This is a genomic window from Salmonella sp. SAL04162, assembly GCF_046551535.1.
Taxonomy (GTDB): domain Bacteria; phylum Pseudomonadota; class Gammaproteobacteria; order Enterobacterales; family Enterobacteriaceae; genus Salmonella; species Salmonella enterica.
On record NZ_JBGDVX010000003.1, the window covers coordinates 405,816 to 421,655 of the forward strand.

The window sequence follows — 15,840 nt, forward strand, 5'->3', positions numbered from 1 at the left end:
CGAAATAAAAGAGTAGTCAGAACATACACTATTCTGCCACGCAAGAAAGTGAAGGCGCAGCGAGAAACCGCCTTCCCACTTTTGCCTGACTTCAACGCCAACGGATAGCACGCCCCGATGAGTGAACGTCGCACGGTCTACACTTACTCTTGAAAAAGTGCAAACCGATAAGGATACCGTTTATGAAACGAAAAACGCTTCTGCTTATTGCCGCGCTTGTCGCGCTACCGGGCGTCACGTATGCCGACTCTCCGTTTAGCTCGCTTCAGACGGCACATGAAAAAACCACGATTTTAAAGGATTTGCGCAAAATGTGTACGCCCAAAGGCGCGCTAACCGATGAAGCCTGGGAGAAAAAAATCATGGCGAGCGAGGGGAACCAGCAGCATATTCGGGAGGCGATGATCGCGATAGAGCGCAACAATCAGCATAACTACTGGCAGGCTCTCGGCAAGGTGGAATGCCCGGAGATGTAGCACACCTTTTCCGTTTTTTGGTCGCGAAAATGCGGACTGTAACCGGTTTCTGTTCGCCAAAACCGCGTATTCTGGAGCGAATTTACGCGATCAAGGAGCACGACAATGCGATACCGTTTTCCCGATAACTTCTGGTGGGGCAGCGCCTGCTCAGCGTTGCAAACCGAAGGGGATAGTCTGAATGGCGGTAAAAGCCAGACCACGTGGGATGTGTGGTTCGAGCGCCAGCCGGGTCGTTTTCATCAGGGCATCGGTCCAGCAGAAACCTCAACGTTCTATCGCCACTGGAAGCAAGACATCACGCTACTGAAACAGTTAAAACACAACAGTTTTCGCACCTCGCTAAGCTGGGCGCGGCTCATTCCAGACGGCGTAGGCGAGGTGAATCCACAAGCGGTGAGCTTCTACAATCACGTCATCGACGAGCTACTGGCGCAGGGCATCACGCCGTTTATTACGCTGTTCCATTTTGATATGCCGATGGTCATGCAGGAGAAAGGCGGCTGGGAAAATCGCGACGTCGTAGAGGCGTTTGGTCGGTACGCGCAAACGTGTTTTACCTTGTTTGGCGACCGCGTGAAGCACTGGTTTACCTTTAACGAGCCGATTGTGCCGGTGGAAGGCGGCTATTTGTACGACTTCCACTATCCCAATGTGGTGGATTTTAAACGTGCAGCCACCGTGGCGTACCATACCGTGCTGGCGCACTCGACCGCCGTGCGCGCCTGGCGCGCCGGGCGCTACGACGGTGAAATCGGCGTAGTGCTGAATCTGACGCCGTCCTACCCACGCTCGCAGCATCCCGCCGATGTGCAAGCCGCGCATCATGCGGATCTGTTATTCAACCGCAGTTTTCTTGACCCGGTATTAAAGGGAGAATACCCGGCGGACTTGGTGGCGCTGCTGAAAACCTATGATCAGTTGCCTGCCTGTCAGCCAGGCGATCGTCAGCTTATTACCGACGGCAAAATCGATTTACTGGGGATTAACTATTATCAGCCGCGCCGCGTGAAATGCCGTGATACGGCGGTGAATCCGCAAGCGCCATTTATGCCGGAGTGGTTATTTGACTATTACGACATGCCGGGGCGCAAGATGAACCCTTACCGCGGCTGGGAAATTTACGCGCCCGGAATTTACGACATCATCACCAACCTACGGGATAATTACGGCAATCCGCGCTGTTTTATCTCCGAAAACGGGATGGGCGTTGAGAACGAGCAGCGTTTTGCGCAAGCGGGACAGATTCACGATGATTACCGGATTGACTTTATTTCTGAGCATCTTAAATGGCTGCATAAAGGCATTAGCGAGGGCTGTCACTGTCTTGGCTACCACATGTGGACCTTTATCGATAACTGGTCATGGCTGAACGGCTATAAAAATCGCTATGGTTTTGTACAACTGGATTTAGCCACCCAAACGCGCACGGTGAAAAAAAGCGGAGAATGGTTTGCCGCCACCGCAGAGCATAACGGTTTTGATTAAGCATTTATTATTGCCGGATGACGACTAACGTCGTATCCGGCCTACAAATGGCAGCAATATCAACTCATTGGCGTAATACGGACTTTCGCCGCCACGACTAACGCCGTCAACAGCATCAGGCCGCCGGAAAGCGCCAGCGGCGAAAGCAGCCCGAAATTGTCGAGCGCATAACCGCCCACCGCCGCGCCACAGGTATTTGCCAGTTGAATCACCGCGACCTGGATGGAACCGGCTTTTTCCGCCTGATCGGCAAGGGAACGAGTGATCCACGTTGACCATCCCACCGGCACCAGCGCAAACGCCAGTCCCCAGATAATCGCTATGACCGCCGCCACGGTTTTGTCGCTTCCCCACACAATGAGCGTCAGCGCGCTCAGCGCCAGTAGCAGCGGCGCACCGGCCAGCGCCAGTTTTACCGAACGTTTCAGGACATAAGATGAGAAAGAAGTGCCAACGAAGCTGGCAATACCAAAGCTTAGCAACACCAGCGTCAGACCATCAACGTCAAAGCCCGCCAGATTCATATAGACCGGGCGAATATAGGTAAAGAAAGCGAACTGCCCGGCAAAAGACATAAAGATGGCGATCATCCCGGCCATCACGCCAGGGCGTTGCAACAGGCTAAACATATTCTGTTTCTGGTGAGAAGGTTCGCCCGGCAGCGACGGCAGTGATTTCACCACCCAGATGACGCACAGTACGCCCATCACCGCAGCGGCGTTAAAGACATTACGCCAGCCAATAATACCGCCCAAAAAACTGCCCAGCGGCGCGGCGATCACTAACGCGATGGAAACCGCGCCAAAAATCACCGACAGCGCTTTCGGCACGGTACGCGCGGGAACCAGTCGCATGGTCAGCGACGCCGACATCGCCCAGAATCCGCCCAGCGCCAACCCAAGACAGGCGCGGCCCAGCAATAGCAGCGTAAAGCTGTTGGCAAAGGAGACCATCAGACAAGAAGCCGTCAGCAAAACGGCGAACAGAATAACGATATAACGCCTGTCGGTCGCCTGAATAATCTGGGTAATGAACAGGCTGGAAAACATCGCGACAAATGCCGTAACGGTGACCGACTGACCGGCGACGCCCTCGGAGATCCCCAGATCCTGCGCCATCGGCGTCAACAGACTAACGGGCAAAAACTCAACGGTAATCAGGCAGGCGACACAAAACGCTACGGCAAAAACGGCTGACCAATTAGGCCTGGCAACCCCATCAGCGCGGAATTTTTCTGCGATATTTTCATTCATTGTGGTTACCTGCGTCGTTTTAGTGCGGAAAATCCACGCAGTGTAACATTACAAAATGTGATCTGATTAACGTTTTAGCAACTGACATTGTTGTGCTGCATTTTGCGAGGCTGGTCGAGCGTTGAGAATTATCTTCTCTCGCTGCGTGCAAAACCAAAAGGTAAGACATAGTGTATCACCTGGTGCTATACTTTAGATTACAGGATGTCAACCTGATGCGAATCTTCAAAACCAGGTGGTTTAACAGAGAAGCGAAGTCCCACACGATAAAAGATGACGAGTTAAGCGAGGCCATCAACGCCGTACTGCAAGGAAAAGCAGATAATCTTGGCGGCGGAGTTCATAAAAAACGTCTCAATCAAAATCGCGATCGCGCAATCGTGTTGGCAAAGGGAGACGAGCATTGGTTTTACACCTTCCTGTATGCCAAACAGGATATGGCCAACATTAGCTATCGCGAACTCGCGGGTTTCCGTGAGTTAGCAAAACACTATGCTTGCCTGACCGAAGATCAGATAACGGCACTCATTAATAACAAAGAACTGGTAGAGGTGCGCCATGTCAGCAAAAACTAAATTCAAAAGCCCTGCCTTTGAAGCGATTCATAGCGCGGCATCTGGATTATTTAGCGTGGATGCCATTCCCCAGGAGACAATGCGCAGTTTTGACACGGCCTGCTTAAGCAGCATCAAAGACCTGCAGCCACTTGAAATAAAAGCGTTACGAGAAGAACTCAACGTTAGCCAGCCGGTTTTCGCTCGGTACCTGAATACCAGCGTATCAACGGTTCAAAAGTGGGAAAGCGGCGCCAAGCGTCCCAGCGGGATGTCACTGAAACTACTTAATGTTGTCCAAAAACACGGGCTAAAGGTGCTGGTATGAGAGTTTTACCGATGGTCTGTTAAGGCTATTCATACGATAATGAGTGCAGGAAGCCTCTACAACTTCCTGCGCCGTTTGACGGGAATTGCACTATACTGACTCACCAAAGCCATCAGCAAATGCAGATTTTAATTCATCCATAAAAGCCAGTTCATCCTGTCCATCACAAATTAAATCAATCATTGTGTTTCCCTTTACGCCAGCCCCCAAAATACTCATCATTCCTTTAATGGGAATTTCTTTGTCATTATTAACTAGCGTTAATGAAGACTGGTATTTTTTGACAATTTTCGCAAGCGTAGCGGCTGGCCGCGCATGAAGCCCCGTACTGTTCATAACGCGTACTTTTTGTCTAATCATATATTTTCCTTAAGAGACTTTGCGGAATGCTGAGTGATGTTTATTCATCATCTTAATTTTAGAATAAACATCATCCTCAACTGCCTGTTTTGCGTTCGCCATGACACGCGCCAGATTAGCCTCGTTGTTATTATTTACCCAAGCCTTACCAACAGTAGTAATAAAGGCTTTACGCAAATCACTCGCAATATTCACTTTGGCTACTTTGTAATTAACAAAGCTGCGAAGAATATCCGCGTCAATACCAGAACCTCCATGAATAACCAAAGGTACCGGACTGACAGACGCGATGCGTTGTAATAGCGGGATATCAATGCGTGGGATATCTTCAAGACCATGTACATTACCAATTGACACTGCCAGCATGTCGCACCCTGTCTCCTCAACAAAGCGCTGAACCTTCTCAGGTTCAGTTTTGCAGTCAGCCTCGCTGACATGATCATCTTCCTTACCCAGAATAGCGCCTAATTCCGCTTCGACGGGAACACCAAATGATTTACAGAAATCGACGGCTTCTCGGGTAAATGCAATATTTTCTTCGAACGGTAGCGCCGCGCCATCAATCATTACTGAGGTAAATCCGGCCCGGACAGCCTGCTTAACATCTTCCAGAGTTTTCCCATGATCCAGATGCAGGCTGACAGGAATATCCATTTTATCGGCATGTCGCTTAACTATTTCATAAATGTAATCGTAACCTGAAAGCTGTGCATTAGTAGGAGCAATTTGAATAAAATTGGGCAATCCGGAACGTTCTATTGCATTAAGAATGGAAATTGTTGTCTCCAGGTTCGTTGTATTAAATGCACCCGCAAGGACATGTTTTTCCTGAATACAATTGAGCAGGATCCTACCATTGACTAAAGGCATATTAACTCCAGATATTTATGTGAGCAGTGTAAGTAAATTATCGAACTATTGAGTTATCACAGTTATTCACCAATAAGCGCCCCTTCTTGCCGCAGTTTAAATTGATAAAATGACAGCCATTGCTGCTGATATATTTTCAACTTTGCAGAACGAACCGCGTCAGGAAAATATCGCTCAGCCACAGGAACAGTCGGGGGGACAACATTCGGACAGGCTATCAACAATGCTCCAAGGGAGACGGTTTCATCAAAAGCAATGGCCTCAATTGGACACTGGAGGATGTCAGCCTTCAACTGGAGCCAGTATGGGTTTTTCACCGCAGGGCCAATGACTTTTACTGTCCTGCCCGCCGGGATATTAAAGCACCCGTGACAGTGTGCAAACTCCATCGCCAGGCCGATAAAGACACTCTCAAGCAGAGACTCCGGAGGAAGTGAATCCGTCAGACCAAAAAGCAGGCCACGGGTGTGCCGATTTTTATTTGGCGAACCCGAGCCCCGCAAATGAGGAATAAATACCGGCACATGCTCGACAGACCAGGAAGGTTTGAGGTATTGCTCCATGGCTTTTTCCAGGCCTGTGCTTATTTCCTTATCAGTTAAACGAAAGGTTTTTTTCACCCATTCAAGCGCATAACCGCCGACAGGCAGAGAAGCGAAAAGCGTGAAAAATTCACCATCGGAGTAACAACCATTTGCCAGCTTATCCCTGCGAGCCTGCACATCAAGCGTTGGTTGTGTATTCAGCAGTAAAATACCCTCTGTCGTGCCGGTAGAATTCAGCACATCGCCCGGTTGCAGCTGTAATGCGCGGGCACCGACCATATGATCGTGCCCGGCCAGGGTAACTTTTACCTCATGAGAGAAGCCCAATTCCTCTCTAAGCGTTGCCGTCACCCATCCGGCCACTTCACCTGGCTTTATCAACGGAGCCAGTACACCGAACGGTATGCCGAGAATCCCGGTAGCATTACGAGACCAGGTACGGCGAGCAATGTCCAGACACAACGTTCTACTGGCCAGGGATATTTCCGTCTTTTTCGCACCTGTCATTCGCCACAACAACACTTCTGGTGCATGTAACCAGCAGATATCTTTTCTTTCATGCAAGGAGTAGTTATCAAGCAACCATCTCATTTTAAATGCTGAGTAATTACTGTGAGGTGGCAATCCCGTTATAGAATACAGTTCTTCAGCCTCTGCCTTGCTTAATGACGAGAGATAAGATTCACCACGTCGATCATACCAGGCCAGCATCGGGGTAAGAATGACGCCCTCCTTATCCACAAAGACACCAGACTCACCGAAACTCGCAATACTGATATTTTTTACCGGAAACGGTACTGAAGCCACCAGTTCAGCCATTACCAGTCGCAGTGCCTGCCACAGCGCTTCGATATCGAAATCTACCTCGCCTTTGTCCGACGATATTATTGGCGTCGGAAACTTGCGGACTTCCAGAACTGACACGTCATGACAGGAATAACAGCTGACTTTGCAGTTAGTTGTGCCAATGTCAATGACAAGCGCTGCGTGGTAATCAGGCATAGACCGTTCCTTTTGTCAGGCGAAAAACACCATAAATAATCAGCGCAAGCACAGGAATTAGCCCGATAGCAACAATATTTCCGTTGAATATTTCAAGCAGCCAGAAACGGAAGGGGTTACCGCCATCAAGGAAGCTTGATACCTGACCACTTGACCCCTCAGCCATTTTGAAATTGACATCTTTAGCCATACCGGTAATAAATGGCGCAATTTTGGTCGCAATCCACAAGTCGGCGACAATAACAGGAATTGCGGTTATCACAGCCCGGAAAATATTGCCACGACATGCCAGTACAATCATGGAAGCCATGACTGCCAGGTTCGCAAGGTCTCCGAGTGGCAGGACTTTATTGCCAGGAAGAAGGAATGCAATAAAGACAGAGATGGGTGTCAGAATCAGTGCTGTAGATATAATGGCTGGGTTACCTACTGCTACCGCGATATCCAGTCCGATAAAGAGATCATCACGGCCAGGATATTTGGCATTCAAATATTTCTTAATGGCTTCAGACAGAGGTAATAAACCTTCCATCAAAATTCGTACCATACGCGGAAGAATGAACATGACACCGCCAATGCTGATCCCCAGCAACAGGATATGTTTAAAGTCATACCCGGCAATGATGCCCAACAAGACCCCCAGAATAGTACCCACCATCATAGGCTCGCCGAAGATTCCCATTTTTTTCTGAACGTTTTCCGGATCAATATGAATACGGTTAACGCCAGGGATCTTGTCGATAATTTTGTCGAACAGCAATCCAATTGGAAAGAAGACGACAGATGACAGGGTCGGAAGTGAAATACCTTCCAGACCGAAGTACTTTGCCACTAATGGCGCTGACCAGTCCGCCAGTTTGAGAACCACGATCGCGGCAATAGCGGCTGCGGACAGACCCAAAACAAAACTCCCTGTGCTGTAGTAAACCAGCGTTCCAGCCAGGGCAAAGTGCCAGTAGTTCCACATGTCGACATCAACAGTACGTGTCTTATTCAGGGCCAGCATGGCGACATTAATCAGCATCGTCAGCGGAATGACAAAGGGTGCGATTGGTGAGCCCCAGGTAATTGCGGCCAATGGTGGCCAGCCTAAATCGACAACAGGAAGGCTAATACCAGTTCGCTCAACCATTGCCTGTGCAGCCGGGCCTACGTTGCTGGTAAGTATGTCAAAGATGGCATAAATTCCGACAAACCCTATTCCGACAATTAACGATGAGCGAAGTGCTTTAGCGGGTTTTACTTTGAAGAACAATGCCAGGAAAAAAAGGACCAGCGGCAATAAAACCGTTGGGCCAAATCCCAGGACATATTGCACAACGGTATAGAGAGTATGTGCTATATCATTCATATCCGACCTCTTATTCAGATGTGACCAGACCTCGCGTTAGCGCCTGGGTAATTTATCTGTTTTTTATTTATGAAATCAGGCTTGGCCTTTAAGGATTGAAACTATTTTTTCAAGAACTTTATCTTCACCTACTCCGGTAATGATTGGCAGACCACTAACAACCGGAATATCCAGTTCATAAGGAACTTTCGTTGTTGATACAACCAAAGCTGCACCATCGGTATTGTTTGGCAATGAGGCTACATTAGTTTGTGAATAATTAACATCAAGTCCATTGTCTTTACAATATTCCATTACTTTTTCTGCCACAGCCGTGGAAGTAGCAACACCCGTTGCGCAAACAAATAGTATCATTTTACTCATACTTCACCTCTTTCAGATATGCGTGTGTAAATTGACTGATAAATTTCATCATCATTCATGACCAGTAACTGCTGCATAAAATCCTCATCCTGGATCACATCCATAATCCAACCCAGTACGTTGAGCTGCTTATTGCTTTCACCTAAAGCAAGCATAAACACCACCCTGACAGGTACGGGATCTGGTTCCCCGCCCATATCTTCGAAATTGACGGGTTCTGCCAGTATTCCAACGCTAATGGCGTTTTGGCGAACATACTTGTGATCGGTATGTGGAATAGCGACACCTACAGGCTCAACCGGTAGACCCGTTGGAAAATTCTGTTCTCGCGTAATGACGTGATCGGCAAAATCAGATACAACCATACCATCGTTAATTAACGGACTGGCAAGAGCCTTGATTATGTCATTCTGACTCACCTCTTTAGGGAGGTGGCGAACATAATGACGGCGAAAATGAATATCCTGCATAGATTCCTCTTTGCTAGTTAGGCATCCAGGCGCTGTAAAATAGTGCCAAGATAATATTTATTACCTTTTAACCAGACGTTACCAAAATCAATGGCCAATCCACTAGAGAAAAATACCAACTGTTCCAAATGCAAAACAGGTGCGTCTTCACCAATATCAAGATAATGGCCTCGCTCATTACCAATTAATTTGGCTGCGTAACGGCTTTCAGAAAAACTTATTTTCTTATCAGATAATCTTTCTATTGCTGAAAATAAATTCTCCCTGGTAAAATCTACATCAATAATACCGGGGCAGAGATCAATGTTGATACGATTTTCAATCAACATGACTTTTTCATCGCCAATACAACGAAGGCGTTTAAGAAATAAAACATCTTGTCCCGGTTTGATACTCAGTTTCTCTGCTACAAAGCGGTTAGCGGGCTCCAGTCGGGAGGTTATAACACTGGTTGTGAAGTTTATCTTCTGGCTGGCTAAGGCTTCAGCAAAGGAGAGCAAACCTTCACCCAGTGGGTAAGCAACATTTTCCTTCTTTACGAAAGTTCCTTTACCCTGCACTTGCACAAGAACACCTTCCCGGACAAGTTGGTCAACCGCTTTTTTAACGGTACCGCGACTCACCTCCAGCATATCCATGATTTGAAACTCTGAAGGTATCCGGTCATCCTCAACTAATTCTCCGCTATAAATACTTTCCCTTATCCACTCCACAACCTGTTGATACAGTGGGATGTGTGAACTTTTACTCAATGTTTTCATGGGGCGCGCCTAAACATTTAGAGTTGTCTATAGACAATCATGTACAACTTCGAGTTTATGATAAGAAATTTTGAGACAGGAGGTATGGCAAGGAGTCACAGTTTTAGTGTTCAAAACAAGATCACATTTCCGTGATATATGTCACGGAAATGATGAGCTATAAGTCTCTGATGTTTTGGCGTCGTTAGCGATTATTCGGTGCGTTACTTCTGTGGTTCACCCTTAGCAAATACGATGGCGGCTACGCTTTATTTGGCTAACGATGAATCGCGCCATCCGGCCGTTAATCGTGGCTCGCCGCCCCTGCCAGCCTCATTCATCTCGTCTTTTGTTAACGAGATAGTGAAGAGTATCAATGCAGCCAGTGGACACCCTCTTCCGGCTGAAAAAAGGCGTTATAGCGCAGTTGAAACGCGTTGATCTCCTGCATATCGGGTTCCATTTCGCGCAAAAAACCCAGCGCCAGCCGTACCTGTGTATCGGTGATCGGCGCAGCTAAACGCGCTTTTTGCAGCAACCGATGCCACCGCTGCAAATTCTGATCGCCGCCATCGACAATCACCATTTGCCAGATCAGTAACACCTGAGCGGCATTTTGCAAATGCGACTCATCAGGGCGATGCAGATACTGTAAAAACTCACCGCCCGCCGTTTTACCCATCTGATCAATCATCGATTCTATCGGCACTACATCAATATTCAGACGTTCGCTCAGGCGGCGAATCGCCCGGCGAGTATCCGATGTCAGCACCCGAAAACCCACAATAAACACCACCACAAACGTGGCCAGAATCAACCAAATCATGCGCACATCCGTCACCAAACAGGATGCCCATCATAACGGTAAATTTATAACTGTCGACGTTCTGGCCTGTCAGGATGTGATTTATTAACGCCTGTCTTCATTTACGCCAGACGCCGGATGTCCTGTCTGACGAACGCAAGGCATAAAAAAGCCCGGCGTTAAGCCGGGCAAAACGTTACCAAATGCACACATTTAAGCGATATTGACTTGCTGAATTTTTTTCTCACGGCGGATTTTGCGCTCTTCCATCACGGCGACCATCGCCATCAGGCAGATACAGCCGATCGCGGCGGCGTCCAGCGCGGCGAAGGTGCCCGCCCAGCCGGTCAGACCAAAAACGGGGGTGCCGTCGGCAATCATGCCCAGACCCAGCTTGGCAAAGCTATCGCCGATAAGATAAGCAAAGGTTCCCTTGATACCGTCCGCAGCGCCGATAGCTTTTTTCGGTACGAAACCGACTGCCGCCACGCCAATTAACAGCTGCGGCCCAAACACCAGGAAACCGAGCGCGAACAGCGAGGCCAGATAGACATACTGGTTGCTGGCGTGCTGGTAGACGCCGAGGGTGGCGATGATTAACGCCAGCGCCACACAGGCTACCAGCGCACGACGACCGTTCGCCAGGTCAGAGAGCCAGCCCCACAGCAACGTGCCGACCAGCGCGCCCACTTCGAACAGGGTAAAGCCCTGAATCGCCACTTCTTTGGAGAGCTTCAGTTCCTGGAAGGCGTAGACGGTTGACCACTGGTCGATACCAATACGTACCACATACAGGAAGATATTGGAGAAGCACAGCAGCCAGATCACTTTGTTTTTCAACACATATTCAACAAAGATCTGCCACTTGGTCATTTCGTTTTCTTCAGTCTCTTTATCCTCTTCGCTGATCTCTTCGCCGAACAGTTCTTCAGCTTTGCCCAGACCGTAAGATTCCGGGGAGTCGCTGCCAAAACGCAGACCGATAAAGCCAACAATCAGCGCGATAATCGACGGGAAGATAAACATACCGATGACGTGACCGTCGAACAGGTAGTTGGCGCCGAACAGCGCCACGCCTGCCGCGCCCGCGCCGCCGAGGTTGTGGGAGATATTCCAGAAGCCGAGAAAGGTGCCGCGTTTACGACGCGGAGTCCATTTGGTGATGGTCGAGTAGCTGCACGATCCGCCGGTACTCTGGAAGAAACCGCTCAGGGCATAGAAAGCGATCATCAGAAACAGACTGGTTGACCCCGCGCCCATGCTGGCGCTGAAGCCGAGCATACAGATAGCGGAGAGGATCAACATAAACGGTAGAAACTGCTTGGTATTTTTACCGTCAGCGTAGTAGGAAACCAGCGTTTTCCCCACGCCGTAGGTGATCGAGAAGCCCAGGCCAATCATCCCCAGCTCGGTCATGCTCAACCCGTAGGTAGAGATCATGTCGTTCTGCGCGATGTTAAAGTTTTTGCGGATCAGGTACATGGTCAGGTAGCCGATAAAAACCACCAGATAGGACTGCATGAACGGCTTGAACCACATTTTACGCCGCACATCGAGCGGCAGATCCAGGGTCGGCTTGCGCACCTGGTTTAAGAAGGCCAGCATGGATTACTCCTGAGCTAATTTTTATACCTGCGAATGGCAGGCATTGTAAAAATCCACAGGAAAAGTGGCCTGCGACAGCGTCCAGGCAAAACCGGGAAAATTTCTTAGTTTTGCCCCATTCAGCGCAAAAAGGTGAGGTGCGTCACGCTTCGCTGGTCTCGCGTGGGGCCTGGGCGTTCAGAAATGGCAGCAGCAATAGCGCGGAGATCCCCGCCGCGATGGCGATGACCGCAAAAAAACCGGTCCAGTGCCAGATCTCCAGCACTTTCGCTAACGGCCAGCCGGAAAGCGACGCGCCGAGATAGGCGAACAGGCCGACAAAGCCGGTGGCCGCGCCCGCCGCCTCTTTATGCGAGCACTCCGCCGCCGCCATGCCAATGAGCATCTGCGGGCCGAAAACAAAGAAACCGGTGGTGAAGAAACAGGCCGCCTGCATCACGTAACTGGCGAACGGCATCAGCCACAGCGAACCCACAGAGAGCAGAATCCCGGCGGCGAAGATTAAATTCATCGGTCCGCGGTTGCCGTTGAAGAGTTTGTCCGAGCCCCAGCCCGCCACCAGCGCGCCGATAAATCCCCCCAGCTCAAACATCGATACTGCCGTGTTGGCCGTGACCAAATCCACGCCCAGCGTCTCGGACATATACAGGTTGCCCCAGTCATTGATCGCCGCGCGCACCACGTACACTAAGACGTAACACAGCGAAAGCAGCCAGATATAGGGATTCAACAGCACATATTTAGCGAGGATTTCTTTGCGGCTTAGCCCCGCGCCCTCTTGCTGTTGGGCGACCTCCAGCGCATCGTGCCGCCAGTCGCCTACCGGCGGTAAACCAATCGCCTGCGGACGGTCGCGCAGCCGCCAGCAGAGGACCATGCCCACCCCGATGGCAAGCAATCCGGCCACCATCATCCCGACACGCCAGCCATAATGCAGGGCGACAGCGGCCATAACGAGAGGGATCAGCGCCCCGCCGACATTGTGCGCGGTGTTCCATAACGCCCACCAGCCGCCGCGTTCGGTACGCGAGTACCAGGCGGTCAGCAAACGGGCGCAAACCGGCGATCCAAACCCCTGGAAAAAGGCATTCAACGCCCATAGCAGAGCAAAGGCCCACAGCGAGGTCGAGAAGCCGAACAGAATATTCACTACGCCGGTCGCAATCAGCCCGATGCCCATAAAATAGCGAGCGTTAGAGCGATCGCTAACGATGCCGGAAACAAATTTCGACACCCCGTAGGTGATGTAAAACAGCGTCGCCAGCAGGCCGATATCGCTGCGACTCAGAATGCCGCTGGCAAGGATTTCCGGCGCGGCGGCGTTAAAGCTTTTACGGGTGAAATAGAACAGCGCGTAACCCAACCAAATGGTGATCAGGATGTGCCGCCGCCAGTAGCGATAGCGGGCGTCAACCTCGTGCTTATCGGTGATGAGCGGCGCGTTGGCCGGGGCTTTTAAAAACGAAAGCATTATCCTTCCTTAAACGTAACGCTGGGGCAACGAGACGCTCACCCGCGTACCGTGGGTACAAGAGATGGTTAGCGTCCCGCCGAGCGCCGACACGCGTTCGCGCATTCCGGTCAGGCCGAAGCCCTGCTGCTGAGAGCCCGGCGGCAGGCCGCTGCCGTCATCCTCAATCACCAACATCAGCCGCTCATCCTGCTGCCAGCCCTGGAGCGTCACCGCGCTGGCATTGGCATGTTTTACGATGTTATTCAGCCCTTCCTGACAGACGCGAAACAGCGTCACGCGCTGACTTTCACTCAACGCCGTTTCGTCAATTCGCCAGTCGAGGTGACTGACAATACCGCGGCTTTCCAGCTCCATTTCGCGCAGCAGCGAACGGATGGCCTGCGCCAGCGTTAAGTCGTCTAACTGGCGCGGGCGCAAGCGCCCCAGCAGGCGACGCACGGCGTCATACACGCCCAGCGAAAGCTGCTCGATAAGTTGCCCGCTCTGCTTCACGCCGCCGTTATCCGCCGCCAGTCGTTGCACAATGCCCGCCTGGGTTCGAATCGCGGTGATGGTCTGCCCGATGTCATCGTGCAGCTCACGCGCAACATCGCGCCGCACGCTCTCTTCGGTCTCCAGAAGACGCTCCGCCAGCCGATGGTTGCGCGCCAGCTCCTTTTGCAACGACTGGTTCAGCTCGCGCAGACGCTGAATGCCCGCGCCAAGCAGTAGCCCGGTCAGGCTTTGCGCCAACAGCGAAAGTAATAAATCGACGGGATGATCGTGCCAGGTCTGGCTGGCGATCAGCGCGATAGCGTTCATCAGTGTGGCAATGAGCGCGCCCTGCCAGCCATAATGCCAGGCGAGCGCGATAATCGGCAACGCCAGGCAGAACGGCGTAAAGCGCGAAAGTTCAGCAGGTAACCCCAGTTGCAGCCACAGACTGACGATAAACAGCAGCAGATACCAGATCAGATGCCGCCCGCGCCAGTTTACCGGCTGCGATACCAGCGATGGTCCCAGCGGCAGCCAGGTAGTGCTGGTGAGATAGTGCCAGAAAACCAGGCAGATGGGGGCCAGCGTCAGCCCCCCCGTGAGGGTCAGCAGTAGCGCGTTCCATGCCGCTTCCCCCTGCCCCAGCCAGGGCAGGGATTGCAGTAGCGCCGCGGCGGTGAGGGCCGCGCCCTGAAGCAATAACGTGCGCCAGTCGCGCTGATGGCGGTAACGCGAAGTCAGCGCCACGGGCAGTAGCGTCAACACACCACCGATCATCAAAAGCGGCAGATGGGCCAGCGCAACTTCCTGCGCTAACCAGTACACCAGTAGCCACTCCGCGCCCAGCAATACTGGCCAGTATCCACGCGGGCATTGCAGCATAAGTCCCAGGCGCAGGCCGAAGGGAAAGAGCAGCGCCGCCAGCTCCGGGCGCTCTACCAGATGCAGGCTGATGCTCCACAGGCAGAACCACGCGGCGGAGAAAATAAAAAAGCAGGCAGCAACGGTGATTAAACGGGAAAAAAAGGTGTTCATTACCAACCGTCAAACATGCGATGCGCCAGTTCAACGTCATTGCTGACGCCTAATTTTTCCAGCAGATTCGCGCGATGGACATGCACCGTTTTTGGCGACAGCCCCAGCTCGGCGGCAATCTCTTTTACCGCCATACCCTGGGCGAGTTTTTCCGCCACCTGACGCTCGCGTTTGGTCAGCGGATCTTGCCGACCCGCCGCCAGTTTCACGGCAATATCGGGGGTCAAATAGCAGCCGCCCGTCGCCACCGTATGCACCGCGGCGATCAGCTCATCCGGACTACAGCGTTTAGAGAGAAAACCGCGCGCGCCGGCGTTCAACGCCTGTTCCACCAGCGCCGGGCTATCGTGAACCGAGAGCATGATCGTCGCCATCCCTTTTGGCAGTTGGCTTAGCAGCTCCAGTCCGGAAATATCCGGCATCGAGATATCGCAGATACACACCTGTACGCCGCGCCCCGGTAAGCCTGCCAACGCTTCGCGCCCGGAACCAAACTCAGCGACCACCTGCAAATCGGGTTCCAGCCCCAGTAGCTGTGCAAAGCCGGAGCGGACGATAAGGTGGTCGTCGATAAGGGCAACGGTGATCATGGGTTCTGTCCTGATGGATAAAAAAAACGCGCTTACCTTAACGATAAGCGCGCGGCT

At 51.4% G+C, this 15,840-nt stretch carries 17 protein-coding genes; 4 read left to right on the top strand and 13 right to left on the bottom strand.

Annotated features, from left to right (window positions below):
• Nucleotides 1-182 precede the first annotated feature (182 nt).
• Together ACLJRH_RS08810 and ACLJRH_RS08815 are read left to right on the top strand one after the other, a co-directional pair.
• Nucleotides 183-476, top strand: a complete 294-nt coding sequence (locus ACLJRH_RS08810) for a YicS family protein (RefSeq protein WP_000824215.1) — start codon at nt 183-185, stop codon at nt 474-476.
• A 105-nt stretch (nt 477-581) separates the two neighbouring features.
• Nucleotides 582-1,964 carry a glycoside hydrolase family 1 protein gene (locus ACLJRH_RS08815; RefSeq protein ID WP_023214553.1) on the top strand — a complete coding sequence of 461 codons (1,383 nt, stop codon included), beginning with the start codon at nt 582-584 and terminating at the stop codon, nt 1,962-1,964.
• A 59-nt stretch (nt 1,965-2,023) separates the two neighbouring features.
• On the opposite strand, the gene nepI is transcribed toward ACLJRH_RS08815, so the two are convergent.
• Nucleotides 2,024-3,217, bottom strand: coding sequence for a purine ribonucleoside efflux pump NepI (gene nepI / locus ACLJRH_RS08820; RefSeq protein WP_001004800.1), 1,194 nt, complete (start codon nt 3,215-3,217; stop codon nt 2,024-2,026).
• Nucleotides 3,218-3,432: 215 nt separating this feature from the next.
• Here nepI and ACLJRH_RS08825 point away from each other — a divergent pair, with 215 nt between their 5' ends.
• Both ACLJRH_RS08825 and ACLJRH_RS08830 read left to right on the top strand, forming a co-directional pair.
• Nucleotides 3,433-3,792, top strand: coding sequence for a type II toxin-antitoxin system RelE/ParE family toxin (locus ACLJRH_RS08825; RefSeq protein ID WP_023137360.1), 360 nt, complete (start codon nt 3,433-3,435; stop codon nt 3,790-3,792).
• Nucleotides 3,776-4,099 carry a helix-turn-helix domain-containing protein gene (locus ACLJRH_RS08830; RefSeq protein ID WP_001274841.1) on the top strand — a complete coding sequence of 108 codons (324 nt, stop codon included), beginning with the start codon at nt 3,776-3,778 and terminating at the stop codon, nt 4,097-4,099. The genes ACLJRH_RS08825 and ACLJRH_RS08830 overlap by 17 nt, the downstream gene beginning before the upstream one ends.
• 90 nt (nt 4,100-4,189) lie before the next feature.
• Here the strand turns inward: ACLJRH_RS08830 and ACLJRH_RS08835 are convergent, their stop codons facing one another.
• From ACLJRH_RS08835 to uhpA, 12 genes are all read right to left on the bottom strand, one after another.
• Nucleotides 4,190-4,459 (bottom strand): HPr family phosphocarrier protein, encoded by a 270-nt coding sequence (locus ACLJRH_RS08835; protein ID WP_000621026.1) that lies wholly within the window; start codon nt 4,457-4,459, stop codon nt 4,190-4,192.
• A gap of 9 nt (nt 4,460-4,468) precedes the next feature.
• The gene (locus tag ACLJRH_RS08840) at nt 4,469-5,329 is read right to left on the bottom strand and encodes a class II aldolase (protein ID WP_001131797.1); all 861 of its coding nucleotides are present in this window, start codon (nt 5,327-5,329) and stop codon (nt 4,469-4,471) included.
• A 62-nt stretch (nt 5,330-5,391) separates the two neighbouring features.
• Nucleotides 5,392-6,876, bottom strand: a complete 1,485-nt coding sequence (locus tag ACLJRH_RS08845) for an FGGY-family carbohydrate kinase (protein ID WP_023137361.1) — start codon at nt 6,874-6,876, stop codon at nt 5,392-5,394.
• Nucleotides 6,869-8,227 carry a PTS galactitol transporter subunit IIC gene (locus ACLJRH_RS08850; protein ID WP_000997826.1) on the bottom strand — a complete coding sequence of 453 codons (1,359 nt, stop codon included), beginning with the start codon at nt 8,225-8,227 and terminating at the stop codon, nt 6,869-6,871. The genes ACLJRH_RS08845 and ACLJRH_RS08850 overlap by 8 nt, the downstream gene beginning before the upstream one ends.
• A gap of 75 nt (nt 8,228-8,302) precedes the next feature.
• Nucleotides 8,303-8,590: a PTS sugar transporter subunit IIB gene (locus tag ACLJRH_RS08855; protein ID WP_000041396.1), complete on the bottom strand. Its 288-nt coding sequence runs from the start codon at nt 8,588-8,590 to the stop codon at nt 8,303-8,305.
• Complete coding sequence (locus ACLJRH_RS08860; protein ID WP_001152234.1) at nt 8,587-9,060, bottom strand: PTS sugar transporter subunit IIA; 474 nt, start codon at nt 9,058-9,060, stop codon at nt 8,587-8,589. Before ACLJRH_RS08860 ends, ACLJRH_RS08855 begins: the two co-directional genes overlap by 4 nt.
• A gap of 17 nt (nt 9,061-9,077) precedes the next feature.
• Nucleotides 9,078-9,821 carry a GntR family transcriptional regulator gene (locus tag ACLJRH_RS08865; RefSeq protein WP_000854957.1) on the bottom strand — a complete coding sequence of 248 codons (744 nt, stop codon included), beginning with the start codon at nt 9,819-9,821 and terminating at the stop codon, nt 9,078-9,080.
• 352 nt (nt 9,822-10,173) lie between these two features.
• Nucleotides 10,174-10,626 (bottom strand): DUF1198 domain-containing protein, encoded by a 453-nt coding sequence (locus tag ACLJRH_RS08870; protein WP_001519640.1) that lies wholly within the window; start codon nt 10,624-10,626, stop codon nt 10,174-10,176.
• 192 nt (nt 10,627-10,818) lie between these two features.
• Nucleotides 10,819-12,210, bottom strand: coding sequence for a hexose-6-phosphate:phosphate antiporter (gene uhpT / locus ACLJRH_RS08875; RefSeq protein ID WP_000879181.1), 1,392 nt, complete (start codon nt 12,208-12,210; stop codon nt 10,819-10,821).
• A 142-nt stretch (nt 12,211-12,352) separates the two neighbouring features.
• On the bottom strand, nt 12,353-13,681 hold the full coding sequence (locus ACLJRH_RS08880) for an MFS transporter (protein ID WP_000948164.1): 1,329 nt from the start codon (nt 13,679-13,681) through the stop codon (nt 12,353-12,355).
• Nucleotides 13,682-13,690: 9 nt separating this feature from the next.
• A complete protein-coding gene (gene uhpB, locus ACLJRH_RS08885; RefSeq protein ID WP_001091247.1) occupies nt 13,691-15,193 on the bottom strand; it encodes a signal transduction histidine-protein kinase/phosphatase UhpB in 1,503 nt (500 codons plus the stop codon).
• The gene (uhpA, locus tag ACLJRH_RS08890; protein ID WP_000633672.1) at nt 15,193-15,783 is read right to left on the bottom strand and encodes a transcriptional regulator UhpA; all 591 of its coding nucleotides are present in this window, start codon (nt 15,781-15,783) and stop codon (nt 15,193-15,195) included. Before uhpA ends, uhpB begins: the two co-directional genes overlap by 1 nt.
• Nucleotides 15,784-15,840: the final 57 nt, after the last annotated feature.

Coding starts and splice junctions, on each gene's coding strand:
- ACLJRH_RS08835 (WP_000621026.1), bottom strand. CDS start 4,459: ATGATTAGACAAAAAGTACGCGTTATGAACAGTACGGGGCTTCATGCG.
- ACLJRH_RS08855 (WP_000041396.1), bottom strand. CDS start 8,590: ATGAGTAAAATGATACTATTTGTTTGCGCAACGGGTGTTGCTACTTCC.
- uhpA (WP_000633672.1), bottom strand. CDS start 15,783: ATGATCACCGTTGCCCTTATCGACGACCACCTTATCGTCCGCTCCGGC.
- ACLJRH_RS08865 (WP_000854957.1), bottom strand. CDS start 9,821: ATGAAAACATTGAGTAAAAGTTCACACATCCCACTGTATCAACAGGTT.
- ACLJRH_RS08810 (WP_000824215.1), top strand. CDS start 183: ATGAAACGAAAAACGCTTCTGCTTATTGCCGCGCTTGTCGCGCTACCG.
- ACLJRH_RS08840 (WP_001131797.1), bottom strand. CDS start 5,329: ATGCCTTTAGTCAATGGTAGGATCCTGCTCAATTGTATTCAGGAAAAA.
- ACLJRH_RS08850 (WP_000997826.1), bottom strand. CDS start 8,227: ATGAATGATATAGCACATACTCTCTATACCGTTGTGCAATATGTCCTG.
- ACLJRH_RS08825 (WP_023137360.1), top strand. CDS start 3,433: ATGCGAATCTTCAAAACCAGGTGGTTTAACAGAGAAGCGAAGTCCCAC.
- ACLJRH_RS08860 (WP_001152234.1), bottom strand. CDS start 9,060: ATGCAGGATATTCATTTTCGCCGTCATTATGTTCGCCACCTCCCTAAA.
- nepI (WP_001004800.1), bottom strand. CDS start 3,217: ATGAATGAAAATATCGCAGAAAAATTCCGCGCTGATGGGGTTGCCAGG.
- ACLJRH_RS08880 (WP_000948164.1), bottom strand. CDS start 13,681: ATGCTTTCGTTTTTAAAAGCCCCGGCCAACGCGCCGCTCATCACCGAT.
- ACLJRH_RS08870 (WP_001519640.1), bottom strand. CDS start 10,626: ATGATTTGGTTGATTCTGGCCACGTTTGTGGTGGTGTTTATTGTGGGT.
- ACLJRH_RS08815 (WP_023214553.1), top strand. CDS start 582: ATGCGATACCGTTTTCCCGATAACTTCTGGTGGGGCAGCGCCTGCTCA.
- ACLJRH_RS08845 (WP_023137361.1), bottom strand. CDS start 6,876: ATGCCTGATTACCACGCAGCGCTTGTCATTGACATTGGCACAACTAAC.
- uhpB (WP_001091247.1), bottom strand. CDS start 15,193: ATGAACACCTTTTTTTCCCGTTTAATCACCGTTGCTGCCTGCTTTTTT.
- ACLJRH_RS08830 (WP_001274841.1), top strand. CDS start 3,776: ATGTCAGCAAAAACTAAATTCAAAAGCCCTGCCTTTGAAGCGATTCAT.
- uhpT (WP_000879181.1), bottom strand. CDS start 12,210: ATGCTGGCCTTCTTAAACCAGGTGCGCAAGCCGACCCTGGATCTGCCG.